Origin of the sequence: Streptomyces thermodiastaticus (assembly GCF_014656135.1) — a bacterium.
GTDB classification, from domain to species: Bacteria; Actinomycetota; Actinomycetes; order Streptomycetales; family Streptomycetaceae; genus Streptomyces; species Streptomyces thermodiastaticus.
The window spans coordinates 38,081-63,126 of sequence record NZ_BNBV01000014.1 but is presented as its reverse complement, the minus strand read 5'-3'; the positions used below and the strand labels follow the sequence as shown (position 1 = coordinate 63,126).

General features: G+C 72.6%; 25 protein-coding genes. 13 read left to right on the top strand and 12 right to left on the bottom strand.

Going from position 1 to position 25,046, the window contains the following annotated elements:
- Positions 1-20 precede the first annotated feature (20 nt).
- Genes crcB (IE286_RS14860) through crcB (IE286_RS14850) form a run of 3 tightly spaced genes read left to right on the top strand, consistent with a single transcriptional unit; the run spans position 21 to position 1,254 of the window.
- A complete protein-coding gene (crcB, locus tag IE286_RS14860) occupies positions 21-503 on the top strand; it encodes a fluoride efflux transporter CrcB (protein ID WP_189797186.1) in 483 nt (160 codons plus the stop codon).
- Positions 488-883, top strand: a complete 396-nt coding sequence (locus IE286_RS14855; protein WP_267969805.1) for a DUF190 domain-containing protein — start codon at positions 488-490, stop codon at positions 881-883. The genes crcB (IE286_RS14860) and IE286_RS14855 overlap by 16 nt, the downstream gene beginning before the upstream one ends.
- Positions 880-1,254 carry a fluoride efflux transporter CrcB gene (gene crcB / locus IE286_RS14850; RefSeq protein ID WP_189797184.1) on the top strand — a complete coding sequence of 125 codons (375 nt, stop codon included), beginning with the start codon at positions 880-882 and terminating at the stop codon, positions 1,252-1,254. The genes IE286_RS14855 and crcB (IE286_RS14850) overlap by 4 nt, the downstream gene beginning before the upstream one ends.
- Before the next feature lie 58 nt (positions 1,255-1,312).
- Here crcB (IE286_RS14850) and IE286_RS14845 read toward each other — a convergent pair whose 3' ends face one another.
- The 4 genes from IE286_RS14845 to IE286_RS14830 all read right to left on the bottom strand — a co-directional run bounded on the left by IE286_RS14845 (position 1,313) and on the right by IE286_RS14830 (position 7,876).
- A complete protein-coding gene (locus tag IE286_RS14845) occupies positions 1,313-2,320 on the bottom strand; it encodes a zinc-dependent alcohol dehydrogenase family protein (protein WP_189797237.1) in 1,008 nt (335 codons plus the stop codon).
- Between the two features lie 216 nt (positions 2,321-2,536).
- A complete protein-coding gene (locus IE286_RS14840; RefSeq protein WP_372462552.1) occupies positions 2,537-4,027 on the bottom strand; it encodes an MFS transporter in 1,491 nt (496 codons plus the stop codon).
- 325 nt (positions 4,028-4,352) lie between these two features.
- Positions 4,353-5,456 (bottom strand): glycosyltransferase family 4 protein, encoded by a 1,104-nt coding sequence (locus IE286_RS14835; protein ID WP_229862733.1) that lies wholly within the window; start codon positions 5,454-5,456, stop codon positions 4,353-4,355.
- Between the two features lie 275 nt (positions 5,457-5,731).
- Entirely contained in the window at positions 5,732-7,876 is a 2,145-nt protein-coding gene (locus tag IE286_RS14830) for an amylo-alpha-1,6-glucosidase (RefSeq protein WP_189797183.1), read from the bottom strand.
- A gap of 168 nt (positions 7,877-8,044) precedes the next feature.
- Between IE286_RS14830 and IE286_RS14825 the strand changes: the two genes are divergently transcribed.
- Both IE286_RS14825 and IE286_RS14820 read left to right on the top strand, forming a co-directional pair.
- Entirely contained in the window at positions 8,045-8,383 is a 339-nt protein-coding gene (locus tag IE286_RS14825; RefSeq protein ID WP_189797182.1) for a VOC family protein, read from the top strand.
- Positions 8,384-8,537: 154 nt separating this feature from the next.
- A complete protein-coding gene (locus IE286_RS14820) occupies positions 8,538-9,305 on the top strand; it encodes an N-acetyltransferase (protein ID WP_189797181.1) in 768 nt (255 codons plus the stop codon).
- Positions 9,306-9,375: 70 nt separating this feature from the next.
- On the opposite strand, the gene IE286_RS14815 is transcribed toward IE286_RS14820, so the two are convergent.
- The 3 genes from IE286_RS14815 to IE286_RS14805 form a co-directional block, all read right to left on the bottom strand.
- Entirely contained in the window at positions 9,376-9,939 is a 564-nt protein-coding gene (locus tag IE286_RS14815; RefSeq protein WP_189797180.1) for a TetR/AcrR family transcriptional regulator, read from the bottom strand.
- Between the two features lie 121 nt (positions 9,940-10,060).
- Positions 10,061-11,458 (bottom strand): amidase, encoded by a 1,398-nt coding sequence (locus IE286_RS14810; RefSeq protein ID WP_189797179.1) that lies wholly within the window; start codon positions 11,456-11,458, stop codon positions 10,061-10,063.
- Positions 11,445-11,654 carry a hypothetical protein gene (locus IE286_RS14805; protein ID WP_189797178.1) on the bottom strand — a complete coding sequence of 70 codons (210 nt, stop codon included), beginning with the start codon at positions 11,652-11,654 and terminating at the stop codon, positions 11,445-11,447. Before IE286_RS14805 ends, IE286_RS14810 begins: the two co-directional genes overlap by 14 nt.
- A gap of 143 nt (positions 11,655-11,797) precedes the next feature.
- On the opposite strand from IE286_RS14805, the gene IE286_RS14800 reads away from it, so the two are divergent.
- The 3 genes from IE286_RS14800 (at position 11,798) to IE286_RS14790 (ending at position 14,373) form a co-directional block, all read left to right on the top strand.
- On the top strand, positions 11,798-12,712 hold the full coding sequence (locus IE286_RS14800; protein WP_189797177.1) for an MBL fold metallo-hydrolase: 915 nt from the start codon (positions 11,798-11,800) through the stop codon (positions 12,710-12,712).
- 93 nt (positions 12,713-12,805) lie between these two features.
- Positions 12,806-13,414: a TetR/AcrR family transcriptional regulator gene (locus tag IE286_RS14795; protein WP_189797176.1), complete on the top strand. Its 609-nt coding sequence runs from the start codon at positions 12,806-12,808 to the stop codon at positions 13,412-13,414.
- A gap of 2 nt (positions 13,415-13,416) precedes the next feature.
- The gene (locus tag IE286_RS14790) at positions 13,417-14,373 is read left to right on the top strand and encodes a glycoside hydrolase family 113 protein (RefSeq protein ID WP_189797234.1); all 957 of its coding nucleotides are present in this window, start codon (positions 13,417-13,419) and stop codon (positions 14,371-14,373) included.
- 168 nt (positions 14,374-14,541) lie between these two features.
- Here the strand turns inward: IE286_RS14790 and IE286_RS14785 are convergent, their stop codons facing one another.
- Together IE286_RS14785 and IE286_RS14780 are read right to left on the bottom strand one after the other, a co-directional pair.
- A complete protein-coding gene (locus IE286_RS14785; RefSeq protein WP_189797175.1) occupies positions 14,542-14,868 on the bottom strand; it encodes a hypothetical protein in 327 nt (108 codons plus the stop codon).
- Between the two features lie 131 nt (positions 14,869-14,999).
- The gene (locus IE286_RS14780; protein WP_189797174.1) at positions 15,000-16,007 is read right to left on the bottom strand and encodes an AraC-like ligand-binding domain-containing protein; all 1,008 of its coding nucleotides are present in this window, start codon (positions 16,005-16,007) and stop codon (positions 15,000-15,002) included.
- Positions 16,008-16,369: 362 nt separating this feature from the next.
- On the opposite strand from IE286_RS14780, the gene IE286_RS14775 reads away from it, so the two are divergent.
- The 3 genes from IE286_RS14775 to IE286_RS14765 all read left to right on the top strand — a co-directional run bounded on the left by IE286_RS14775 (position 16,370) and on the right by IE286_RS14765 (position 19,034).
- Positions 16,370-17,113 carry an SDR family oxidoreductase gene (locus tag IE286_RS14775; RefSeq protein WP_189797173.1) on the top strand — a complete coding sequence of 248 codons (744 nt, stop codon included), beginning with the start codon at positions 16,370-16,372 and terminating at the stop codon, positions 17,111-17,113.
- Between the two features lie 172 nt (positions 17,114-17,285).
- Positions 17,286-18,185 carry an SDR family oxidoreductase gene (locus IE286_RS14770; protein WP_189797172.1) on the top strand — a complete coding sequence of 300 codons (900 nt, stop codon included), beginning with the start codon at positions 17,286-17,288 and terminating at the stop codon, positions 18,183-18,185.
- Between the two features lie 144 nt (positions 18,186-18,329).
- Entirely contained in the window at positions 18,330-19,034 is a 705-nt protein-coding gene (locus tag IE286_RS14765; RefSeq protein ID WP_189797171.1) for a TetR/AcrR family transcriptional regulator, read from the top strand.
- Between the two features lie 66 nt (positions 19,035-19,100).
- On the opposite strand, the gene IE286_RS14760 is transcribed toward IE286_RS14765, so the two are convergent.
- On the bottom strand, positions 19,101-19,679 hold the full coding sequence (locus IE286_RS14760; protein ID WP_189797170.1) for a CGNR zinc finger domain-containing protein: 579 nt from the start codon (positions 19,677-19,679) through the stop codon (positions 19,101-19,103).
- A gap of 143 nt (positions 19,680-19,822) precedes the next feature.
- Between IE286_RS14760 and IE286_RS14755 the strand changes: the two genes are divergently transcribed.
- Together IE286_RS14755 and IE286_RS14750 are read left to right on the top strand one after the other, a co-directional pair.
- Entirely contained in the window at positions 19,823-20,284 is a 462-nt protein-coding gene (locus IE286_RS14755) for a VOC family protein (protein WP_189797169.1), read from the top strand.
- A gap of 56 nt (positions 20,285-20,340) precedes the next feature.
- Complete coding sequence (locus tag IE286_RS14750; RefSeq protein WP_189797168.1) at positions 20,341-21,252, top strand: pyridoxamine 5'-phosphate oxidase family protein; 912 nt, start codon at positions 20,341-20,343, stop codon at positions 21,250-21,252.
- 189 nt (positions 21,253-21,441) lie between these two features.
- On the opposite strand, the gene IE286_RS14745 is transcribed toward IE286_RS14750, so the two are convergent.
- Both IE286_RS14745 and IE286_RS14740 read right to left on the bottom strand, forming a co-directional pair.
- A complete protein-coding gene (locus IE286_RS14745; RefSeq protein WP_189797167.1) occupies positions 21,442-22,668 on the bottom strand; it encodes an SGNH/GDSL hydrolase family protein in 1,227 nt (408 codons plus the stop codon).
- Positions 22,665-25,040, bottom strand: coding sequence for a glycosyl hydrolase family 95 catalytic domain-containing protein (locus tag IE286_RS14740; RefSeq protein ID WP_189797166.1), 2,376 nt, complete (start codon positions 25,038-25,040; stop codon positions 22,665-22,667). Before IE286_RS14740 ends, IE286_RS14745 begins: the two co-directional genes overlap by 4 nt.
- Between the last annotated feature and the right edge of the window lie 6 nt (positions 25,041-25,046).

Here is a 25,046-nt window from a genome sequence, read left to right as displayed (position 1 = left end):
CGAGTAGGAGACGTACGTTCATGACAGTCCCGCGATCCAGCACCACCGGCACGTCCGCCCGCGCGGACGCCCGTCCCCGCACACTCGCACGCCGCCGGCCCCCATGGGACCAGGCGCCGGCGGTCGCGGCGGTGGCGCTCGGCGGCGCCGTCGGCGCCTCGGCCCGGTACGGGGCGTCGCTGCTGTGGCCCACGGCCGCCGGTGCCTTCCCGTGGACGACGCTGTGGGTCAACGTGGCCGGCTGCGCGGTCATGGGCGTGTTCATGGTGCTGATCACCGAGGTCCGTACGGTCCATCCGCTGCTGCGGCCCTTCTTCGGCACCGGGGTGCTGGGCGGGTTCACGACGTTCTCCACCTACGCCGTGGACGCGCACACGCTTCTGGACGGCGGCCGGCCGCGGACCGGGTTCGCGTATCTCGCCCTGACGCCGTGCGCGGCGCTGGCGGCGGTCCGGCTCGCGGCGACGGTGACGCGCCGCCTGGTGGCATGGAGGCAGCGGTGACCGGAACGGCGGGCAGCGCCCTGCGCCTGACGATCTTCGTCGGGGAGAACGACGTCTGGCGGCACAAGCCCCTGTACAGCGAGATCGTGCACCGCGCGCACCGGGCCGGGCTCGCCGGTGCGTCCGTCTTCCACGGCATGGAGGGGTTCGGTGCCTCCTCGCTGATCCACACCTCGCGACTTCTGTCGCTGAGCGAGGACCTGCCGGTGGCGATCGTGATCGTGGACACCGAGGAGAAGGTGCGGGCCTTCCTGCCCGAGCTGGACGAGCTGGTGACACAGGGCCTGGCCGTGCTGGACGAGTGCGAGGTCGCCCTCAGCCGGCCCCCGTTGCGCCCGCGCGGGGAGACCACCGGCGCGGACCGGGAGGAGGACGCGTGACCTGGGTGCTCGTGATCGTCGGTGCCATGGCCGGCGCGCCCCTGCGGTACCTGACCGACCGGGCGGTGCAGAGGCGGCACGACACCGTCTTCCCGTGGGGCACTTTCACGGTGAACGTGGCAGGCAGCCTCGTTCTGGGCCTGCTGACGGGCGCCGTGGCGGCCGGGGTCGCCTCGCCGCAGGTGCAGCTGCTGATCGGCACCGGGCTGTGCGGGGCGCTGACGACCTACTCGACGTTCTCCTACGAGACGCTCAAGCTGGCCGAGAACGGGGCACGCCTCTTCGCCGTGGCCAATGCCGTCGCCAGTGTGGTGGCGGGGCTCGGGGCGGCGCTCCTCGGGGCGTCGCTCGCCGACGCCCTGTGGGCGTGACGTACGCGGGCGCGGACGAGGACGAGGCCGCGCCCCGGCGGCGGCCGCGCCGAGCCGGTCACGACGGCGCCGGTGACGCGACCCGCAGGACAGCCACCCCGGTGACGCGGTCCGCGGCCAGGTCGTCCAGGGCCTGGGGCGCCTGCTCGAAGTCGTAGGTGCCGGCCATCACGCGCAGCGGCCGCTCGGCCTCCAGGGCGAGCAGTTCCCGTCCGTCCGCGCGGGTGTTGGCCGTGACGCTGCGCACCGTCCGCTCGCGGAACAGATGCCGCTGGTAGTCCAGCCCCGGGATGTCGCTGAGATGGATCCCGGCGATGCTGAGCGTGCCGCCGCTGTCCAAAGCCTCCAGGGCCACGGGGACCAGCTCACCGGCCGGGGCGAACAGGATCGCGGCGTCCAGCGGGCGCGGCGGAGGGACCGCGGAGCCGGCGGCCGACGCGGCGCCCAGGCGCAGCGCCAGCTCCTGGGCGGCCGGGGACCGGGTGAACACATGCACGGTGGCGCCCTGGGCGAGAGCGATCTGCGCGGTGAGATGGGCGGAGGCGCCGAAACCGTAGATCCCCAGGTGACCGCCGGCAGGCAGCTCGGCGCGCCGCAGCGCCCGGTAGCCGATGATCCCGGCGCACAGCAGCGGGGCCAGCTCCTCCTCGGGGCGGCCGGGCGGCAGCCGGTAGGCGTAGGGGGCGGGGACGGTGGTGTACTCGGCGTAGCCGCCGTCGGCGTCCCAGCCGGTGTAACGGGACGACGGGCACAGGTTCTCCTGCCCGCGCACGCAGTACGTGCACGTCCCGCAGGTGCGGCGCAGCCAGGCGATCCCGGCCCGGGTGCCGGGCTCCCATCCGGCGGCGTCCGGGCCCGTCGCGACGACCTCACCGACCACCTCGTGTCCCGGCACCACCCGCTGCCGGTGCGCGGGCAGGTCGCCGTCCCGCACATGCAGATCGGTACGGCACACTCCGCACGCCGTCACCCGCACCAGGAGCTCGTCGCCCGAGGGGATGGGAACCGGCAGCTCGGCGGGCTCGACCTTGCCCGGGTGGTGCGCGGAGACCACCCAGGCCCGCATCACCGGCGGAATCGTCTCTCCCATACGCGGCACCTCCTTGTCTCGCCGTGCGACCGCTCCCTGTCCGTCCGCGAGACCGCATTCACGTCCGTCCGTGCGACCGCGTCCGCCCGACCGCGTCCGCCCCCATGTCCATGAGACCGCGGTCCGCTCCGGCGGTCGAGGCGGGGACGGCCCTCCGCTCCCGGGCCAACCCCCCTTGCTGCCGCGGTACGGTCACCCCGTGCGGGGCGGCGGGCCGTTGCGGCCGTCCTCGAGCGGCGGGGCCGTCACGAAGCCGTGGGTGCGGCACTGCGGCCGCCGGCAGCCGGCGACCGGACGGCGGACCGTGGCGAAGGCGACGACCGCTGCCGCCACCAGCAGCGCCGCGCAGATCGGCATGGCCCGCCGGAACGCCGCGTCGAAGCCCTCGGCCGAACGGTAGGACTGCGGGCCCATCCCGGACAGCAGCGGCAGCGCGGCCACCGCGAGCAGACCGGCTGCGCGGGCCGCCGCGTTGTTGATGCCGCTGGCCAGGCCCGCGCGGGCGGTGTCCACCGAGGCGAGGACCGAGGCGGTCAGCGGAGCCACCAGCGTGACCATGCCGGCGCCCATGATCACCAGGGCCGGCAGCACGTCCGTGAGGTAGTGGGCGTGCGGGCCGACCCGCAGCATCAGCAGCATCGCCGCCGCGCACAGCACCGGGCCGAGGGTCAGCGGCAGACGCGGGCCGATCCGGTCGGACAGCGCGCCGGAGCGGGCCGAGAACAGCAGCATGAGCACCGTCGTGGGCAGCAGCGCGGTGCCCGCGCGCAGCGGCGAGTACCCGGAGACCACCTGCAGCTGGAGAGCGACGAGGAAGAAGAAACCGCCGAACGCCGCGTAGACGCCCAGCGTGACCGCGTTGACCGCGCTGAACTGCCGGGAGGAGAAGACGTCGAGCGGCATCATCGGATCGGACACGTGGCGTTCGACCAGGACGAAGGCGACGGCGGCGACGACTCCGGCGGCCGCGGTGGACGCGACGACGACGGCACCGCTGTGGGCCTGGATCAGGGCGTAGGTCACCAGGGCGAGGGCCAGCGCGCCGAGGGCGGCGCCGAGCACGTCGAACCGGCCGTGCCCGGGCGTGCCGGAGGACTCCGGCACATGCCGCAGCGCGACCGGCGCGCACACCAGGGCCAGCGGCACGTTGATCAGGAACACCCAGCGCCAGCCCGGGCCGTCCACCAGCCAGCCGCCGAGGAACGGGCCGACCGCCGCGCCGATGCCCCCGAATCCGGACCACAGGCCCACGGCCCGGCCCCGGTCGTCGGGGTGGAACGAGGCCTGGATCAGCGCCAGGGAGCCCGGGGTGAGCAGGGCACCACCGATCCCCTGCAGGGCGCGGGCGACGACCAGCACGGCCGCGTTCGGGGCCAGTCCGCACAGTGCGGAGGCCGCGGCGAACCAGCAGACGCCGAGCACGAAGATCCTCCGCCGGCCGTAGCGGTCGCCCAGGGAGCCGCCGAGGAGGATCAGCCCGGCCAGCGTGACCAGATAGGCGTTGACCGTCCACTGCAGCACGGCGAGGTCGGCGTGCAGATCCCGGCCGATGCGCGGCAGGGCGACGTTGACGACGGTGGAGTCCAGCAGCGCCATGCTCGAACCGAGCACCGTGGTCACCAGGATCCAGCGGCCGGTGCGGCTGGAGACCCGCACCGGAGCCGGGACAGGGGAGTGGTCCACGATCGTCGGCCTTCCGCCGCCGGGAGCGCCGGGGAAGAGACGGCGCTGCAGACCGGTCTACCGCGAAAGCGGCCCGGCCGCCACAGCGGTCCGGGATCCCCGTGAGTCCCGGGTCGCCGGTGCGAGCGGTCCGCGGGACGGACCCCGTGCTCCGGCCGGTCCGGGGCCGCACCCGGCCGGCCATGTCCCGCGCCAGGCGCGGCGCACCCCGGCCGGGCGGCGTCCGGCGCGGCGTGCGGCGGTCCGGCCCGCACCACCGCACGCCACGCCGCCCCGGCACACCGATGACACACCGGCGGCACCCAGCGCACCGCCGGGTGTCCGGTCAGGCCACCGGCCGCATGCCCTGCTGGGCCGGCGGAGAGCTGAGCGGGGCCGCCGGAGCCGGGGTGCGGGCCTCGAGCACCTTGCGGTAGACGGCCTCGTAGCCGGCCGCCATGGTCTCCGGCTGGAAGTGGTCGATCACATGGTCCCGGCAGGCCCGCGGATCGATGACGGACACTTGTTCGATGGCGTCGGGCAGGTCGGCGGCGTCCTCGCGGACCAGGCCGGTCACCCCGTCCACCACGACCTCCGGCACCGAGCCCCGGCGCAGCGTCACCACGGGAGTGCCGCACACCATGGCCTCGATCATCACCATGCCGAACGGTTCCTCCCACTGCAGCGGGAACACCAGGCAGCGCGCCCGGGCCAGCAGGCGCTTCTTGCGGTCGCCGGTGACCTCGCCCAGCCACTCGACGCCCGGGCCCAGCCGCGGCTCGATCTCGGCCTCGAAGTAGGCGCGCTCGGCCGGCTCGTTGCACTTGGCGGCGAGCTTGATCTTCCGGCCGGCGGCGACAGCCGCGTCGATCGCCAGGTGCATGCCCTTGTCCGGGGTGCAGCGGCCAAGGAAGAAGACCCAGTCCTCCTTGTCGCGGCGGTAGGGGAAGTCGGCGGCGCGCAGCGCGTTGTGCACGGTGCCCGCCCAGTTCAGATCCGGGGCCTGGGACCGCTGCGACTGCGAGATCGCCACCAGGTGCACGCTGCCGCCCAGGTGCCGGTAGTAGTCGCCGGGCTCGCCGTCCAGCGGCCCGTGGGTGGTGACCACCGTGGGCACCCGGTGGCCGCGGGCGAGCAGCGGACCGGCGAGCGTGTGGTCGTGCACGACGTCCACGTCGAGGTCCTCCAGCAGCCGGGCGGTGGCCGCGGCGTGCAGCACCTCCGGCAGCGGTTCGCCCAGCCGCGAGCCCTGCGGCAGGTCGTAGGTGCGCAGCATCCGGTGCGCCCGGGTGCCGTTGCGGCCGGCGGCGATCAGGGTGACGTCGTGGCCGCGGTCGACCAGGGCGTCGGTGAGGTCGGCACACATCGCCTCGATGCCTCCGTAGCCGCGCGGCGGAAGCTCGAACCACGGCGGCGCGACCATGGCGATACGAAGCGGCCGGTTGCTCACGGGAAGACTCCTTTCGTCCTCGGCCCGCCGGCCGGGTGCTCCGGGGCGTCGTCGGAGCCGTCGGAGGACCACGAGTCGGCGGACGCGCGCCCGCCGACCGCGGGCAGGGCACGGTTCCGCCGCGCCACGGCGTGCCGTGGCCTGTCCGCGAGCAGGGGCGAGTGGATGGTGAGTAAGCGGGCCGCGGACGGCGTCGGCCGCGGCGCGGGTCGCACACGGCCGGCCGGCGCCGGATCACGGATGCGACAGGGACAGAAGGTCTGAGGCGAGGGCCGTCAGGAGGCGGGCGGAGGGTCGACGGCCGTGCACGGGCAGGCCTCGTCCGTGAGCCGCAGCCCGGACGGCAGGCCGCTGATCTCCACCCGGCCGCCGCGGCGCACGGTGAGGCTCGCGCGGGCCACACCGAGCGGGATGTCGGTGATGCGCAGGGGCAGGAAGGCATCGGGCAGGTTCGGGCGCACCCGCAGCACGCCGTGGGGCAGGCACACCTCGGCGCCCAGCAGCACCCGCAGCAGATGCAGCGGGGTGGCCGAGGCCCAGGCCTGCGGCGAGCACGCCGCGGGGTAGGGCACCGGGCGCGCGTACTCGGCCCGGTCGAAGCCGCACAGCAGCTCCGGCAGCCGCCCGCCGAAGGCCGCCGCCGCGTCCAGCACGGCCTCGGCGATGCGGCGGGCGTGAGCGGTGAAGCCGTAGCGCATCAGCCCGGCGGCGACGATGCCGCTGTCGTGCGGCCACACCGAGCCGTTGTGGTAGCTCATCGGGTTGTAGGCGGCCATCGTGGTGGCGATGGTGCGCACACCCCAGCCGCTGAACATCTCGGGCGACAGCAGCTTCTCGGCCACGGTCCGCGCGCGCCCGGGGCCGGCGATGCCGGTCCACAGACAGTGCCCCATGTTGGACGCGAGCGCGTCGACCGGACGTTTGGCGCCGTCGAGCGCCTCGGCGTACCAGCCGCGGCCGGGCAGCCAGAACGCCGCGTCGAAACGCTCCCTGAGCTGCCGCGCCCGCTCCCGCCAGCGGGCCGCCCCCGCGGTGTCGTGCTCCAGGTGCTCGGCGAGCAGAGCCCGCGCACGGTAGGCGGCGTGCACATACCCCTGCACCTCGCACAGGGCGACCGGCGGTTCGGCGATCCTGCCGTCGGCACCGTTGACGCCGTCCCAGGAGTCCTTCCAGCCCTGGTTGGCCAGGCCCCGGTCGGTGGACCTGCGGTACTCCACGAACCCGTCGCCGTCGCGGTCGCCGTACTTCTCGATCCAGGCCAGCGCCCGGTCCGCGTGCGGCAGCAACTCCCGTACCGCGTCCGCGTCGACGCCCCACCGGCACAGCTCGCCGAGCAGCATCACGAACAGCGGGGTGGCGTCGACGGTGCCGTAGTACACCGTGCCGCCGAGCGCGAGGGACGCCTCCACCCCGAACCGCAGCTCGTGCGGGATCTTCCCGGGCTCCTCCTCGGTGACCGGGTCGCTGGCGGTGCCCTGGTGACGGGCGAGGACACGTGCGGTGCCGAGCGCCAGCTGGGGATCCAGCGGCAGCGCCATCAGCGCGGTGAGGACGGAGTCACGGCCGAACAGCGCCATGAACCAGGGCGCTCCGGCCGCCACCACGGGGGTGTCCGGACGCTCCGGGTCGAAGATCCGCAGCGCTCCGAGGTCCTGGCAGCTGCGGCGCAGGGTGTGCGACAGCGACTCGTCGCGGGTGTGGACGCGGGGACCGGACTGGCGCCAGGCGCTGGTCCGCACGGACGGCGCGGCCTGCTCCAGCGGGCTCTCCAGCGGGAACGAGGTCGGCGTCTCCGCACCGTCGACGACGGGCGTGACCAGCACGGACGCCCGCCAGGTGCCCCGCGGCGGCACCACGGGACGGAAGGTGAGCTGCCCGGGGCAGCACACGGCGTCCTGCGCCACGATGCGCACCCCGCGGCTCTGTCCGTGATGGTGACGGGTCATCGCCAGCACGCCGTCGCCGTAGTCGACACCGTACTGGCCGCGCGGCTGGACCCGGCCCTCCTTCACCTCGAACAGGTCGGCGAAGTCGGCCTCGACACGCAGCGTGAGATGACAGGCGGCGGCCTCGTTGCCGAGATTGCGCAGCACCAGGTCCTCACGCATGCCCGCCCCCACGAACCGGTGACGCTCCACCAGCACGGTGGCCTCGCTGCGTCCCGGGCGGGGCCGGGCCCGGCCGAGGAACAGCGCCTCGTACGGCTCCTGCGCGATGACGGTGAGGGGATCGACCTCCTCGTCGTCCAGCCGCAGGTGCCAGGCGGACAGGATGCGGGTGTCGCGGTGGAAGAGCCCCTGAGGGGTGCCCGCCACGATATCCCCGCCCCGCTCGGACAGGCAGAACGACGACCCTTCGAGCAGCGTCACCAGGTCGCTGCTGCCTGACGCCTCGCCGGCGAACGTCCAGCCCTCGCCCATCGATCACCTTCCCCAGGAGAAAGACGATTCGACCGGGATTTCTTATACGACGCAACTCAACTTTCCTGCAAGCCAACCTGGGACAATGCGGAGTCTCCCCGACTGATGTCGCGTCCCGCCGGCCTCCCGTGTCCCTCGGAACACCGCCTGGCCTGCGACGACCGCCGGGTGCACCCACGCCGCTGCGGTCGCCTCGCGTGCCGCGGCCAGGACGAGGAGACCGCGATCCAGTCGCCGGACGGCGGCACGAAGATCACCTGGGGCGGCCCTCCGGTCGCGCCGGAAACCGGCACCGACCGGCTGCGCTTCGAGCCGGCACTCCCCGTCGGCGCGGACCGGAACGCACAGCTGGACCACCTGCTCGCCTTCGGCGCGACGCGCACCGGCAGCCCGGGAGGCGAGGACGGCCGGACGATGCCGCTCGACCCCGACGGCGACGAGTTCGCCGCCCGCACCCGCCGCTGGGCATGCTGTGGCCGAAGCCCACGGCAACCACGTGTGAGGTGACGGACACCCGGCCGGCTCGCACTCCTGGGCCGCGCCCGTCGTCCGGCCGGATGCGGCGCACCGCATCCGGCCCTGGTCGCACGTGTCGCACGGTCACCCGGCCGCACACGAAACTCCGTAGCAGCCGTGCCTGTCGGCATGCCATCGTCCTCGCATGACGGTTGTGGACGACATCGTGATCACCTCGCTGGCCGAGCGCCCGTCGCTGGTGCCCCGGATCTACGAGATCACGCACATCTGGCCGGAGTTCATAGCGCACGACCAGGCCGGGGCGGCGCTCCTGAACCAGGTGGCCGGGGAGTTCCCGGACTACTGCGTGGTCGCGACGGACGGTGAGCGTGTGGTGGCCCGCGGACTGAGTGTGCCGTTCGACGCCGACGGCGACGGCCGTTCCGCGACGCCGGACACGGGCTGGGACCAGGTACTGGTGTGGGCGTTCCGCGACCGGCGCCGCGCGTGCCGGACGACCGCGGCCAGTGCGCTGGAGATCACCATCGACACCGACTACCTCGGCCGCGGACTGTCCTCCCGCATGCTGGCCGCGATGAAGGACGCCGTCGCCCGGCAGGGGCACGACGTGCTGATGGCTCCGGTCCGTCCCAACGCCAAGCATCGCGCACCGCGTGTTCCCATGGCCGACTACCTCCGCCGGCGGCGCGACGACCTGCTGCCGGCCGACCCGTGGCTCCGGGTGCACGTCAAAGCGGGCGGCAGCATCGTAAAGATCGCTCCGGCCTCGATGACGGTCAGCGGGTCGCTGGCCCAGTGGCGGGAGTGGACCGGCCTGCCCTTCACCGAGGACGGTCCCGTCGACGTGCCGGGCGCCCTCGTCCCGGTGCACTGCGACACCGGACACGACCGGGCGGTCTACGTCGAGCCGAACGTGTGGGTCCGGCACGAGGTGAAGCCGGCCACCGCGTGAACCTCGGCGGCCCGGCTGCGTGGGGACACCCCGCCACCCGGTGCCCAGCCACCGGGCGAGTCACGCACGTTCACACCTCGTCCGAGCCGAGAAGCCGTGCGACGAGGCGCCGCGCGAAGGCGGTGTCCAGTCCGTCGGGGCGGAAGAGGATGCGATACATCAGCGGGGCGACGACGACGTCCATGACCGTCTCGACGTCCGGGGCCTCCTCCCCGCGCTCGGCCGCACGGGTGACGATGGCCCGGATATGGTCGGCGGCGTAGGCGGAGCAGCGGCCCGCGTTGCCGCCGTCGGGGTCGCCGAGCAGGGCGTCCCGGATGTAGGCGCGGCCGGTGGGGGAGGCCATCTCGTCGAGGAACTGCTCGGCCCAGGCGGTCAGGTCGCGGCCGAGAGACCCGTGGTCCTCGGGAGTCCCCTCGGGCCGCAGGCGTTCGACGGCGACGTCCGACAGCAGTTCGCGCAGATCCCCCCAGCGGCGGTAGATCGTCGACGGGGTCACCCCGGCGCGCTGGGCGACCAGCGGGACCGTCAGGGCGTCGCGCCCCACCTCCGCGGACAGGTCCCGCACGGCCGCGTGCACGGCCGCCTGGACCCGGGCGCTGCGCCCGCCGGGACGCACCATCTGCCTGCTCATGGGGCTCATCTTAAGAGCCACGTCTTTGCGTCTGCTGGTGACAGTGTGACGGCCGCATGTGCCGCAACGCCCCGGCCGCCGTGCGCCGCATGTGCCGCACGCCTCCGGCCGGCGTGCGGCTTCAGGTGACCGGTGCGAGCGCCCCTGCCGGTGCCGGCTGTGTCTGCTCGTAGGCGTGGCCGGCCCGCAGCAGCACCCGCTCGCCGAGGGGGCGGGCGAGGAGCTGCATGCCGATCGGAAGCCCCGCCGTGTCGTGGCCGACGGGGACGGACAGGGAGGGGAACCCGGTGATGTTGGCGGGGGAGCACAGGCGTACATAGGCGTCGGCGACCCCTTCGACGGTGCCGTCGGCCCAGGTGACCGTCTCCTGGCCGGCCTTCACCGCGGTCACCGGGACGGTGGGGGCGGCCAGCAGGTCCACCTCGGCCAGGACGCGCGCCCACTCCTGGCGCATCAGGGCGCGGGCGCGCTGGGCCCGCAGGTAGTCGGCGGCGGACATCAGCGCACCGGCCTCCAGCAGGACGCGGACGTCGGCCTGATAGTGGTCGGGGACGGTGCGCAGGGTGCCCTCGTGGCAGGCGGTGGCCTCGGGCACCATCAGGCCCCAGTGGGTGGCCTGGAGGTAGCGGGACAGGGGGATCTCGATCTCGACGAGCTGTGCGCCGAGGTCCTGCAGCCGGTCGAGGGCGCCGCGGACGGCGGCTTCGACCTCGGGGTCGACGTGGTCGAAGTAGTAGGAGCGCGGCACACCCACCCGCAGGCCGGTCAGGTCGGCATCCGCCCCGGGCCGGTAGTCCTCGGAGGGACCGGCCACGGAGGTCGGGTCGCGGGGGTCGTGTCCCGCCAGGGCGGTCAGCACCAGGGCGGCGTCCTCGACGGTGCGGGTGAGCGGGCCGACATGGTCCAGCGACCAGGACAGGGGGGTGACGCCGTGCAGCGGGACCAGGCCGTAGGTCGGCTTGAGACCGACGACTCCGTTGAGCGCGGCGGGCACGCGGATCGAGCCGCCGGTGTCGGTGCCCAGGGCGAAGGTGGCCGTGCCCGCGGCGACGGCGACGGCGGAACCGCCGCTGGAGCCGCCGGCCACCCGGTCGCCCCTCCAGGCGTTGCGGGTCTGCGGCGTGATCAGGCCGTAGGCGAACTCGTGGGTGTGGGTCTTGCCGACCAGGACGGCTCCGGCCGCGGACAGCCGTGCGGCGACCGTGCTGTCGCTCCGCGCGCGATGTCCGGCCCTGACCCGGGAACCGGCCGACGTCGGCATGCCGACGACGTCGATCAGGTCTTTGAGCCCCATCGGTATGCCGTGCAGCGGACCGCGGTGGCGGCCGGCCGCGATCTCCTTCTCGGCCGCACGTGCGGCCCGGCGGGCGCGGTCGGCGGTGACGGTGACATAGGCCTGCAGGTGCGGCTCCACCTGTTCCATGCGGTCCAGGACGGAGTCCAGCAGTTCGACGGGGGACAGCCGCCGGGACCGCAGTGCTTCGGCGGCCTGGGCCAGGGTCAGCTCATACGGCTGCACGGTGTGTCTCCTCTTCCGCGTGGTAGACGGAGGCCGGTGGGGTGTCGCCGAAGTCCAGTTCGCGCAGGATCGCGACGACACGGTGGATGTGCAGGACGACGGCCGCGACCGCGTCATGCCGGCCGGGCGGCAGCGGCACCCCGGCGCGGGCGGCCCAGCGGGCCGTCTCCCACGGGGTGAGTCCGGGTGAGGACATGGGTTCGAGGGGTTCCCTTCTCGGGTGCTGCGGGGGAGCGACCACGCAGCCGTAAAAGCTCAGTGTTTGCGTTAGTGGACTGTAGGGCCTACGGGGCCCTAAAGCAAACGAATTGCGTTTAGCGCAGGTGAGGAGAAGACGTCATGACCGCTCGACCGGTGTCCGGTCCGGCCGCCATCCCCTCCTGGACCGTGGGTGAGATCACCGCCCAGCGCATCGACGAGGTTGCGCTGCCGCCCGCCACCGGAGCGTGGCTGCTGCCCGGCGCCACCCCGTACGCCGTCGCGGAACAGGACTGGTTGTGCCCCGATTTCGCCGACGACCAGGGTGCCCTCCGCATCGACAGCCACAGCTTCGCGGTCACCGTCGGCGGGCGGCGCATCCTGGTGGACACCGGCATCGGCAACGGCAAGAAGCGGGCCGATCCCGCCTGGCGCGACCTCGACACCGACTATCTCCAGCGCCTGACCGCCGCCGGATTCTCACCGGACTCGGTCGACCTGGTGATCCTCACCCACCTGCACACCGACCACGTCGGCTGGAACACTCGCCTGGTGGAGGGATCCTGGGTCCCCACCTTTCCTGTCGCTCGCTACCTCACCGCCCGCACCGAGCGGGAGTTCTGGGCCGGATACCCGATGGACGAGGCGCGTGCGCAGGTGTTCCGCGACTCCGTGATCCCCGTCGAGGAAGCGGGGCTGCTCGACCTCGTCGACGTTCCCGGCGGCGGAGTGGAGATCGTCCCCGGTCTGCGTCTGGTGCCCACCCCGGGGCACACCCCCGGCCACCTCGCCGTCGAACTGACCAGCCGGGGCAGGACGGCGCTGATCACCGGCGACTGCATCCATCACCCGATCCAGCTCTCCCGCCCCGCCATCGGCGCCTGTGTCGACATCGACCCCGAGCGGTCCGAAGCCACCCGCCGTGAGGTGCTCGGATCGCTCGCCGGCACCGACACCCTCCTCCTGGGCACCCACTTCGCGCCGCCCACCGCCGGCCGCGTCGTCACCCACCAGGGTGCCTACCGGCTCGTACCGGTACCCGCCGACCCGCGCTGACCGCACCGCATCGCGCAGCGAGGAGTGCGCGGCCCGCCCGAGAGAAAACATACCGAGTTCATTTCTGAACCGAGTATGGGTATCGTGGTCTTCATGTCAGGGCTGCGTGAGCGCAAGAAGCAACAGACCAGACAGCGGATCGCCGAGGTGGCGGCGCGGATGTTCGCCGAGCGAGGCTTCGACGCCGTCACCGTGAACGAGATCGCCGAGGCCGCCGACGTGGCCAAGGCGACCCTCTTCGGCTACTTCCCGACCAAGGAATCACTCGCCCTGGACGGTGTGGGCGGCGACGACCTGGCCGGGATCGTCGCCCGGCGCCCGGCCGGCCGGACGCCGCTGGAGGCGCTCCGCGCCCACTACCGTGCGTTCGCCGCCGGGCAGGGGCCGGACACGCATCTCGACGCCCTGCTCGCCCGGGTGCGTGTGATCCAGGACAGCCCGGCCCTGCGCGATGCCGCCAACAACCTGCTCTACCAGCAGCGTCAGGCTCTGACGCAGGTCCTGACCGACGACTACGGCCCGACGGTGGCCGCGTTGGCGGCCGCCCAGATCGCCGCGTGTCTGACCACCCTGCAGGAAAGCTACTTCCAGCATCTGCTCACCGGTGCCGGTGCCCAGGACGCCGCCCGTGCTCTGGCCCGGGACGTCGAGCTGGCCTTCGACCTGCTGGAACACGGTATCGGTCAGGCGGAAGGGCGATGACGGTGCGCGCGCGAGGCATCACCTACGACACCGGAACCTTCCCCGGCCGTCTGCTCACCCGGAAGACCTTCACCTTTGAGCAAGTCCGGCGCGAGATGACCGTGATCGCCGACGAGCTGCACTGCGACGCCGTGCGTGTCTCCGGCGGCGACGCCGAGCGGCTGGGCATCGCGGCCCGGCATGCGGCCGACGCCGGTCTCGAGGTGTGGTTCTCTCCCTTCCCTGCCGACCTTCCTCCCGAGCGGATCCTGCCGTTCTTCGCCGACTGCGCGCGGCGCGCGGAGGCCCTGCGGCGGGACGGCGCCTCGGTGGTGTTCGTCGCCGGCTGCGAACTCAGCGCCTTCGCCCACGGGTTCCTCCCCGGCGACACCTACCGCGACCGCCTCCTCGCCATGGCCACCGCCGACCTCGCATGGTGGATGTCCCTCGGGCCGGTCCCCGAACGCCTCAACCGCTTCCTCGGCGAGGCCGCGACGACGGTCCGTGCCCACTTCGGCGGGCCGGTCACCTACGCCTCCGGCTCCTGGGAGCCCGTCGACTGGACCCCGTTCGACCTGGTCGGCATCGACGCCTACCGCAGCGCGCAGAACGCGGACACGTTCCGCGCACTTCTGCGTGAGGCCCGCCGTCACGGCAAACCGGTCGCCGTCACCGAGTACGGAACCTGCGCCTACCGCGGCGCGGGCGACCTGGGCGGCATGGCCTGGCAGCCGCCGCACGGAGCGGTCCCGGACGAGGACGAGCAGGTCCGGTACTTCGAAGAACTCCTCGGCATCTTCGAGGAGGAGGGGGTGGACACCGCGCTGTGGTTCTCGTTCGCCGATTACGACAAACCCGGTGACCGCGACCTCGCCTCCTACGGCGTCGTGCGCATGCTCGACGAGACCGCCTGGGAACCGAAGAAGGTGTTCCAGGCCATGAGTGCCGGATACCGACGGCCGAGGCGGAACCCCGCCTGACGACGTTTCAGGCCACGGCATCGACCCGCACCCCCGCACCGGGCCGGATGCCGGGCCCGCCCGCCCGTGGACATGTGCCGACGGCCCGGTACCGGCCGACTGCTGCCGGCCGGTACCGGGCCCCTCCCCCTCGGACCGGTCCGCATGTGCGGACGCCGTGTCGGCCGGTCAGACGGTCCGGTAGTTGTCGTAGACGTATCCCCAGTCGCTCAGGTGCCACCACTGATTGCCGGCAGCGCTGACGCATGACTGGTCGACCAGGTACCAGCCGCCGGTGAGGTAGTCGGTGACCGTGGCGCTGGCCGCCGGCTGCGTGTGCACGGGGGCGCCTGACGCGAACGCCATGTACTCGGCGACGATGGACCTGCAGGAGAAGGCGGCCGGAGCGCGCTCGGCCCCGGTGTCGGAGGCCGCCGCGTGCGCGGGGCCGGCGACCATGGCCGCACAGGCGGCGGTGGCCGCAAGGACGGTGACCAGACGACGTGGGGCGGACATCGATTCTCCGTTCGTGGAGTGCCGGTGGTGATGGTGGCGCACTGCTGCCGCACGCCCACGCCCGGGCCGGTGAGCCACGGTGCGGCGCGGTGCCCGATCAGGATGCCGCGCCGGGCACGGCCGGCTCTTGACTATCCCTGCTCATCACTTGTCGCCTTCTGCGCACGCCGCGCGCGCATGCACTGATGGCGGTACTCCCGCGGGGACGTGCCGTAGGCCGCGCGGAAGGCGCGGCTGAAGTGCGCGGGGTCGGCGAAACCCCAGCGGGCGGCGATCTCCTGGACGGAACGGGAGGACTGGAGGGGGTCGCCGAGGTCGCGGCGGCAGCGCTCCAGACGGCGTTGCCGTATCAAGGCCGCGACGGTGACGCCCTGGTCGTGGAAGAGCGTGTACAGATGGCGCACGGAGATGTGGTGGGCGGCGGCGATGGACTCGGGGGTGAGACCGGGGTCGGCGAGCCGCTGCCGTATGTGGTCGAGCACGCGTATCCGCAGGGCGTGTCTGCGGGCCTGAGGGTCCAGCGTGTCCTCGGCGTCCAGACACCGGCCGAGCAGGGACGTCAGAAGATCCAGGGTGACCGAGGCCAGGGTGGGGACGTCCGCGGGAGTGAACTGGTCGGCGCGCGCGGCGAGATCGGCCAGCCAGCGGGCGAACACGGCACCCATGCCACGGCTCGTGTCGATCGGAACGGCGACCAGATCGCGCACCGTTCTGTCCGGCAGCGACAGCAGACCGCGAGGAATCTGCACCGTCAGATGCGACGGTCTGTCCGGAAGGGCACGGACGTCGCCCAGATAGGAGCGGCTGCTGTCCATCACCACAAGGTCACCGGTGCGCAGGGCCGTGTCGTGCCCGGCCAGTGAGATGGTCCCCTCTCCGCCGGCGAAATAGTTGATCTGATACACCTCCGGGTCGGACTGCCGGATCAGCTTCGCCGTCCGCGCGATCTGCAGATGCGGATAGGACAGCGCGGACACCTGGACCTGACCCAGATCGACGATGCGCATCCGCGAACGGAAGTCGTCCTGATCATTGCTGCGCAGCCGGTTGCGCATGTGCGACTGCGCCGCCACCTCCTCGAACAGCGCGAACCGCTCCGGTGCCGCCACGACGTCCGTGCTGAAGTCGGTCACCAGCATGCCCCACCCCCGAGAACTCACGTCACCCCTCAGCGGCGTCGAACCTGACACAGGCAAGCCCGCGCAGTCCAGCGGTACGTCGGCCACTTCCCGTTCCCGCGGGCACGGCGCGGGCGCGCTTCGCTCCCGGCCGCGCGAAGGCTCCGGAGCCGCGGAAGGCCCTCCCCCCTGCCGCGACCGCCGTGCGGGCCGCTGCTCGATCGGCTCCGTCTCCGTGGCGCCCCAGCGGGCATCGAGGACGACCGACCGCCCGTGGTTCGTTGATAACGAGGCTGTGTTGTCGTTGATTCGAAGCAGTGTTATCGTCGATTACGCATCGCGGAGATCAGTGATCTCACTTCTTACGTCTCAGGAGCTTCCCCATGACTGTTGAGAACAGCACCCCCCGTGTCGCCCTCGTCACCGGTGGCAGCGGAGGCATCGGCCGGGCCGTCGTCGAGCGGCTGGCCGCCGACGGTCTCGCCGTCGCCGTCCACTACGCGGGAAACAAGGCCGCCGCCGAGGAGCTGGCCGCGAAGATCGACGCGGCCGGAGGCCGGGCCGTCGCCGTGGGCGGCGACGTGGCGGACGAGGGCGACATGACCGCGGCCTTCGAGGCGGTCGAGGCCGCCTTCGGCGGAGTCGACGTCGTGGTGCACGCGGCCGGGATCATGATCCTGTCGCCGGTCGCCGAGGTGAACCTCGACGACCTGGACCGCATGCACCGCACCAACATCCGCGGCACCTTCGTCGTGGCCCAGCAGGCTGCACGCCGGCTGCGCAGCGGCGGCGCGATCATCACCTTCTCCACCTCGCAGACCCGCCTCGCCAGCCCCGGCTACGCCCCGTACGCCGCCTCCAAGGCCGCCGTCGAAGCGATGAACCTGGTGCTGGCCAGGGAACTGCGCGGCCGTGACATCACCGTCAACGCGGTCGCCCCCGGCCCGGTGGCCACCGACCTGTTCTACAAGGGCAAGGACGAGGCGACGATCGAGCGGTTCACCAAGATGACCCCGCTGGAGCGCCTCGGCACCCCGCAGGACGTCGCCGAGGTTGTCTCCCTCCTGGCCGGTCCCGGGCGCTGGATCAACGGTCAGACGCTCTTCGCCAACGGCGGCGCCGCATGACAGGTGCCCCCACGCAGCGATCCGCCGTCCGCCCCGCCAGCCTTCTGGCCGGCTCCGTTCCCCAGTCCCGCTCCCTCCCCCTGACCCGTCGCGCGACCTCGCCGGGCGTGCTCCTGCGGGCCGGGATTGTTCCTCGCGGCTCGTTCACGCCGCTCACCACAAGGAGTACGTCATGACCAGCACCGGCACCGTCGTCCTCATCACCGGGGCCTCCAGCGGCTTCGGCGCCCTGACGGCACGCGCCCTCGCGGACGCGGGCCACACGGTCTGGGCCGGCATGCGGCACACCGAGGGCCGCAACGCCCCGCGGGTGCGGGAGGCCCTGGACTACGCGAAGGAACACGGGGTGGACCTGCGCCCCGTCGAACTCGACGTGACCTCCCAGGCCTCCGTCGACGCCGCGGTCGCACGGGTCGAGGGGGAACACGGACGCATCGACGTCCTGATCCACAACGCCGGCCACATGGTCACCGGCCCCGCCGAAGCCTTCACCCCCGAGCAGCTGGCCGAGCTGTACGACGTCAACGTCCTCAGCACCCAGCGCGTCAACCGGGCCGCGTTGCCCGGGATGCGGCGCCGGGGACGAGGGCTCGTGGTGTGGGTGTCCAGCTCCAGCGTCAAGGGTGGCACCCCGCCGTACCTCGCCCCGTACTTCGCGGCCAAGGCCGGCATGGACTCACTGGCCGTCAGCTACGCCGGTGAGCTCGCCCGCTGGGGCGTGGAGACCTCCATCGTCGTGCCCGGTGCCTTCACCTCCGGCACCAACCACTTCGCCAACTCCGGCCGCCCCGCCGACACCGCGGTGGAGGCCGAGTACCAGACCCGCTACCCGGGGCTGGTCGAGCAGGTCGCGGACAAGCTGGCCGCGCTGGAGCCGGAGGACGCCGACGCCTCGATGGTCGCCGAGGAGATCGCCCGGATCGTCGCACTGCCTCACGGCGAGCGTCCCTACCGCGTGCACATCGACCCGTCGAACGACGGCTCGGAGGAGGTGTCCCAGGTCGCCGACCGGGTCCGCCGCGAGCTGCTCACCCGGGTGGGGCTGGCCGACCTGCTCACCGTCCGGAAGTGACCCCACCCGGCACCCCCGTCGCGGTGCCTCCCACCGGCAGAGGGGAACGGGCCTTTCGGGCCCGCTCCCCGCAGTCCCGGCCGCCCACGACGCCGACTTCGCAGGCCGACAAGGCCGTTCACCTCGCTTGATAGCGTTGACATCATGGACAACAGGTCGAAGATCATCGAAGCGGCGGCCGAGCTGCTCGAGGCCTCTCCCACCGGTCAGGTGGCCACGCGCAGCGTCGCGGAGAAGGCCGGTGTGCAGCAGCCGGTCATCTACCGTCTCTTCGGTGACAAGGACCGCCTGCTGGCCGCGGTCGTCGACCACGGCTTCGAGCAGTACCTCGCCGCCAAGCGCGCCGCCGAGGTGAGCGCGGATCCCGTGGCCGACCTGCGCCGCGGCTGGGACCAGCACACCCAGTTCGCCCTCGAACACCCCAACCTCTACCACCTGATGACCGCGCCCGGACTGACCGTGGCGCCCCGGGCCATCGGCGAGATGCGCACGCTGCTGCACGGCGTCCTCGAACGCGTGGCCCAGGCCGGACGGCTGGCCGTCGCACCGGACCGCGCCGTCGAGATCGTGATGGCGGCCAACACCGGCGTCGCCCTGGCGCTGCTCGCCCGTCCCGACGAGCAGCGCGACCTCGCCCTCTCGCGGCAGATGAGAGAGGTCGTCCTCGCGGGCGTCCTCACCCCCGAACCCGCCCACCGGACTTCGACCGAGTCCGTGACCGTCCCTCAGGCCGCCACCACGCTCGCGGCCTTGCTGCGTTCCGACCCACCGAAGTCCTTCACCCCGGCCGAGCGCGCTCTGCTGGCCGAGTGGCTCACCCGGCTGGCCCAGGACACCACCGCGTCGTGATCCGACAAGCACCCGGCGTACGGCAGGCGGGCACTGACGTGCTCGGTCGTTCCTGACGACGAAGCCTCACGCCGACGACCCGCTGCCGCTGTTCTTGCTGCGGGCGTAGTGGCGTGCGGCTTTGGCCCGGTTCCCGCACGCGGCCATGGAGCACCACCGGCGGGTGTTGTTCTTGCTGGTGTCGTGGAAGTGCAGGATGCACTGCGGGTGTGCGGCGCATCGTTTGATCCGGCGGGGATCGACGGCGACGAGCCGGAGATAGTCGCTCGCGGCGAGCCACGCGGGCAGCCAGGCCGCGTCGTCGGTCTCCGGACAGGTCTGCGGCCCTTCGGGCCCGAGGCTCTGGCGCAGCACACCGTGGGCGAGGACACGGTTGAGGGCGTCGCGCGCCGCGCCGGAACCGTCGTCCACCACAGCGAGAAGCGCGCCGCGGGTCTCCCGCAGGGCGGCGAGCGTCGCCTCGTCGGCCGTGGCCCGGTCGGCCAGTCCCGCCGAGTGCAGCCAGACGGCCAGCCCGTCGACACAGTCCAGGAGATCCTCCTCGCCCGCGCTGCCGACCCACCGGGTGTTGAGCAGGTCCAGGCACAGCGGCTCCCCGGTCAGCGGACGAGGATCCGTGGACACCTGCGGTGACGACTTCGGCACTGCGCGTCTCCTCCTGTCTTCTCCTGAGCCCCCTGCGGCACCGTCATTCTATCCCCCAATCGCTCTTTCGCTGGTTGACGCTCGTCATGTCTACCGTCTACGGTCGTTTCAGTGGTTAGAAACGGACAACGTGGAGGTGGATCATGACCGCAGCCGCCAGTGACGTCCTGCAGACCGGGCACGTCGGGTTGAACGTCACCGACCTGGACCGTTCGGTGCCCTTCTACACACGTGTCTTCGGACTCCAGGTGCTAACCCAGGGGGAGGACCACGGCCGGCGCTGGGCGTTCCTGGAACGTGACGGGCGACTCGTGCTGACGTTGTGGCAGCAGAGCGACACGTCCTTCGCCGCGACCTCGGCCGGCCTGCACCACCTGTCCTTCCAGGCGGCCTCCATGGACGAGGTACGGGCGGCCGAGGCGGTCCTGCGCGACCTCGGCGCCGAGATCCTGCACGGCGGCGTCGTCCCGCACGGCGAGGACACGGCCTCCGGAGGGATCTTCTTCACCGACCCGGACGGCATCCGCCTGGAGATCTACGCACCGGACGACGCCCGGACCGCCACCGCCCCCTACGGCACCGCACCCACCTGCGGCTTCTTCTGACACACCCCGACACACCTGACGCACCCCGGACACCTGCCGGAGGGAAGGAGGCCGCCATGGCGGTCGACGTCTACCACGAGGGCGAGCGCACCGCCCAGCGGCGCGCGGGCCTGCACCGCCAGGGCGAGTCCGCCTCCCGGATCGTCCGCTCGGCGATCCCCGCCGTCGCCCGGGACTTCCTCGCCGGGCAGATGCTGATCGTGCTGGGCGCCGCGGACGCACAGGGCCGGATGTGGGCCTCGCCAATCTCCGGGAGACCCGGGTTCCTGCGGGCGGAGAGCGACACGGTGCTCGCCGTCTCGGGGCTCCCCGCCCCCGGAGACCCGCTGCGGGCCCGGCTGGGCACACCCGCACCGGTCGGAACGATCGCCGTCGACTTCGCGACCCGCAGACGGATGCGCCTGAACGGCCGAAGCGTGCCCGACGGAGAAGGGGTGCGGGTCACCCTCGACCAGGTGTACGCCAACTGCCCGAAACACATCCAGCAACGGCACCCGCGATGGCGACCGGCCACCCCCGCACCCGGGGCGACCTCGGCGCAGCTGCCGGCCCGTTTGCAGTCCCTCATCGCCGGAGCCGACACCTTCTTCATCGCGACCGCGGACCGGGACGGCCGTGCCGACGCCTCGCACCGCGGCGGCAACCCCGGCTTCGTCCAGGTGCTGTCACCCACCCGGCTGCGCTGGCCGGACTACACCGGCAACGCCATGTTCAACACCCTGGGCAACCTGGAGGCCGACGCGAGAGCCGGCCTGCTGTTCCTGGACTGGGGTACGGGCACCACCGTGCAGCTGACGGGCACGGCACGCACCGACTGGGATTCCGCGGCCGCTGCTGCCCTGCCCGGTGCGCAGCGGGTCGTCGACTTCACCGTCACCGCGGTGGTGGAGATCGCCCACGCCAGTCCGCTGCGCTGGAGCGCGCCGCAGCTCTCCCGCTTCAACCCTCCCGTCGCACCACCCCCTTGACACACGATGCGTTGACACACGACGCGACGAGCCGGCCCGCCGGCACGGGACCGCCTGACTTACCGCCGCGCCGCTGACCCCGCACCCGCCCGTGCACGGAGCCCGGACGTCACAGAGCCGCACCTCTCGGGCCCGCACGGTGCCCGCCCCGGGACACGTGTGCCCGTCCCGCGGCGGGCGGACGGGGACTCAGCCGGCGGCGGTGTGCGGGCCGCCGGCGCAGTCCAGCGCCGTCAGGTCCACCGCGTCCGCCATCGCCTGCATGCCCTTGTCGCCGGGGTGCAGATGGTCGCCGCCGTCGAAGGACGGCAGCATGCGTGCCGGGTCGTAGGGGCTGCGCAGCACGCGGTCGAAGTCGGCCACCGCGTCGAACTCTCCGCTGTCCCGTATGAAGTCGTTGACCTGCTGCCGAACATCCTCGGCCGCCTCGTCCCACTCCGACCAGCCCTTGAACGGCCCCACGGTGGCGCCGACGACACACTTCCCGGCGGCGTGCGCCCGCGCGATGATCTGCCGGTACCCGGCGATCATGTCGGCGGCCGTCACCCCGGTGTGGGCTTTGATGTCGTTGACGCCCTCGAACAGGAACACCGTCCGCACACCCGGCAGAGAGAGCACGTCCCGGTCGAGCCGGTTCAGCGCGCTCTGACCCGCGCCGTCCGCCAGCACCTTGTTGCCGGAGATCCCCTCGTTCGCCACGCCCTTGACGGCGGTACGGGCCTGCTGGAGGCGGCGGGCGAGATAGTCGGGCCAGCGGCGGTTGAGGTCGGCGGTGGACGCCCAGCCGTCCGTGATGGAGTCGCCGAGCGCGGCCACCGCGCCGGTGCGGGCACCGGTACGCACCACGACGGCGTCCAGGTAGAACCACGAGCTGGTGGTCTGCGTCCAGTGGTCGGCGCTCTCCTCGGCGGTGTGGTCGCCCTGGGCGAGGTAGGACGTCTGAAGGGCCATGCTGTGGCCGGTCGCGGGACCGGCCGCGTCCGGGCTGTGCAGGCTGACCACCAGGTCGGTGGCGGCGGGCAGCCGCCCGGGCAGCGGGTCGCTGAAAACGGTCTGTCCGGCCGGCACGGTGACAAAGGTCCGGTCGCCGAAGGTCAGCCGCCGGTTGCTGCCGGGGCGCAGTTCGGCCCCCGTCTTCCGCGCTCCGGCCCAGACGCTGTCGAAGGAGACCGGCCGGTCGCCGAAGGCGTTGGACAGCCGGATCCGCAGGTCGCTTCCGGCGGCGCTGGTGTGCACCACCATGCGGTACGCCAGGTCGGGTGTGCCGTCGCCGAGGCGGTCGGCGCTCGCCGCCCAGGTGACGACCTCGTGCTGCCGGGGTGCCGCGGCCGCCCGGTCGGGGACGGCGACATGCACCGCGGTGGCCGTCAGCGCGGCGGCCAGCAGACCCGCCCATCTGATCGTTCCAGCTCTCATCCGGTGAATCCCTTCAACGTGACGGACGCGCCGGGTTCCAGAACCACCTTGCGGGAAAGACCGCCGTACGTCACCGTCGTCGTTCGGCCACCTGTGCTGTGCAGGCGCACCAGTGAGGGTCTGCCGTCCCGCCAGTGCAGGTCCACGGTGAAACCGCCGCGGACAGCAGCGCCCGTGAGCGCGCCGGAGGCGGCCCAGGCGTCGGGCAGGGCGGGCAGCAGCTCGATGTGACCGGGCCGTGCGTACAGCAGCATCTCGATCATCGCCGCCGGGGTGCCGAAGTTGGCGTCGATCTGGAAGATGCCCCGGCCGGGCTCGGTCTGGTAGATGTCGAACAGATTGAAGGCCGTGCCGTTGCTCCCCCCGGTGGAGGGCCGCAGATTGTTCACGACGAGCTGGTAGGCCGTGCCGGCGTTCTTCAGCCGGGCCCAGCACAGGGCGCGCCAGGCGTTCGCCCAGCCGTAGCTGTCCATGCCGCGCGCGGTGAGCAGCGCGGTGGCCCCGTCGACGATCTCCTGCGGGGTGGAGCCGTCGGGCCGGATCCGGTCGCCGGGGAAGAGACCCACGAGCGGGGAGAGATGACGGTGCGTGGTCTCGCCGAGGTTGTCCGGCGACATCCACTCCTCCAGCCAGCCCGTCGTGGGGCTGACCCGGGGCAGATACAGCTTCTCGCGCAGCGCCGCGATCCGCTGGGCGTGCGCGGTGTCCTTGCCCAGCCGAGTGCACGCGGCGTGGTAGTTGCCGAACAGCGCCCAGACCAGCTCCTGGTCATAGGTGTTGCCCTTGCCGTCCTGCGGGCCGTGCTCGGGCGACCAGCCGGCGTCGGCGATCAGGACCTCCTCGCCGCTGCCGGGCAGGGAGACCGGGAGCAGCCGCGCCTCCCAGAACGCACAGGCGCCCTTGAGCAGCGGGTGGATCTTCTCCAGGTACGCGCGGGAGAGGGTGTACTCGTAGTGCTCGTAGAGGGTGTTGCACAGCCAGGCATTGCCCGCCGGATGCCACCACCAGCCCAGCCCGCCGTGCGGGTCGGTGGAGAACGCGACGGTCCAGCCGGCGATGACGCCACTGGAGTTGCGGAAGCGGTTGCGCGGATCCTGGAACAGCCGGCCCGTCAGCTCCGTCCAGGACGGCAGCTGGGCCAGGCAGTAGTCGGCGAGGGCGTCGAAGCACGAAGGCAGCGCGGTCCGGTCCGCCATCCAGTAGTTCATCTGGATGTTGATGTCCGTGTGGTAGTCGCCCATCCAGTCCGGGTCGTTGCCGTCCAGCCACAGCCCTTGCAGGCCCATGGGCAGGCTGCCCCGCGAGCCGGAGATCATCAGGTAGCGGCCGAACTGCAAGTAGGCGGCCTCGAGTTCGGGGTCGGGTTCGCCGCTCGCGTGCCGCTCCTGGATCCGCTCCCAGGTGTCCAGGGCACGCTGCCGGGCGGTGGAGGTGCCGAGGTCGAGGCCGAGACGGCCGTACAGGGCCCGGTGGTCCGCGATGTGGGTGCTCCGCAGCGTGCCCACGGGGTGGGTGGCCGCCGCGCGCACCTTGGTGCGGGCGAGGTCCTCCGGGTCGAGCGAGGGATCGCGGTAGCCGGCCGAGGCGTCCGGGGCGTAATCGGTGCCGCCGCTGACCACCACGGTCAGATCGGCGCAGCCGGAGAAGTCGATCCGCGCCCCGCGTACCGTCACCCGTCCGGGGCCGCTGGTGGACGCGGTGACGGCCGCACCGTAGCGCAGCCCGTTGGGGAAGGACGCGCCGAACGACGTCGACGTGGGTGTCTCGCCGTGCGTGCCGTCCAGCGTGAGGGAACCCGTGTAGCGGCCGCCGCCGCTCGCGGTGAAGTGCACGACGATCACGTCGTCGGGGCGGCTGGCGAAGATCTCCCGGCGGTAGGTGACGCCCGAGCGCACATAGCTGGTGGTCACCAGGCCCCGGGCGAGGTCGAGGGTGCGGCGGTAGTCGTGCACCGCGGACAGGTCGTGGCCGGGAAGGTCGACGGTGAGCCGGGCGAGGAGGGTGAAGGAGCCGAAGTCGTCGCGGCCGTAGGGGAACTGGCCGTCGGCGTCCAGGGTGTCGTTGAGGCCGCCGGTCCACATCGTGGCGTCGGTGACGAGCAGCAGTTCCCGGCCGGGGTCGTTGCTCGCCAGGGCACCGAGGCGGCCGTTGCCGACGGGCAGGCCCTGTTCGATCATCGAGTGCTCGTCGGCCGGTGCCCGCCACCACAGGACGTGACGGTCGTCCGCGGGTGCCTCGGACTCGGCCGGCGGACGCAGGGGTGCCGCTGAGGCGGCGAAGGCGGGCAGGGTGCCGAGCGCGCCGGCGAGGGAGGTGCTGGCGGCCAGGGACAGCAGGGTTCTTCTGCTCGGTTCGGGTGTGCGGGACGTCATGGCTGC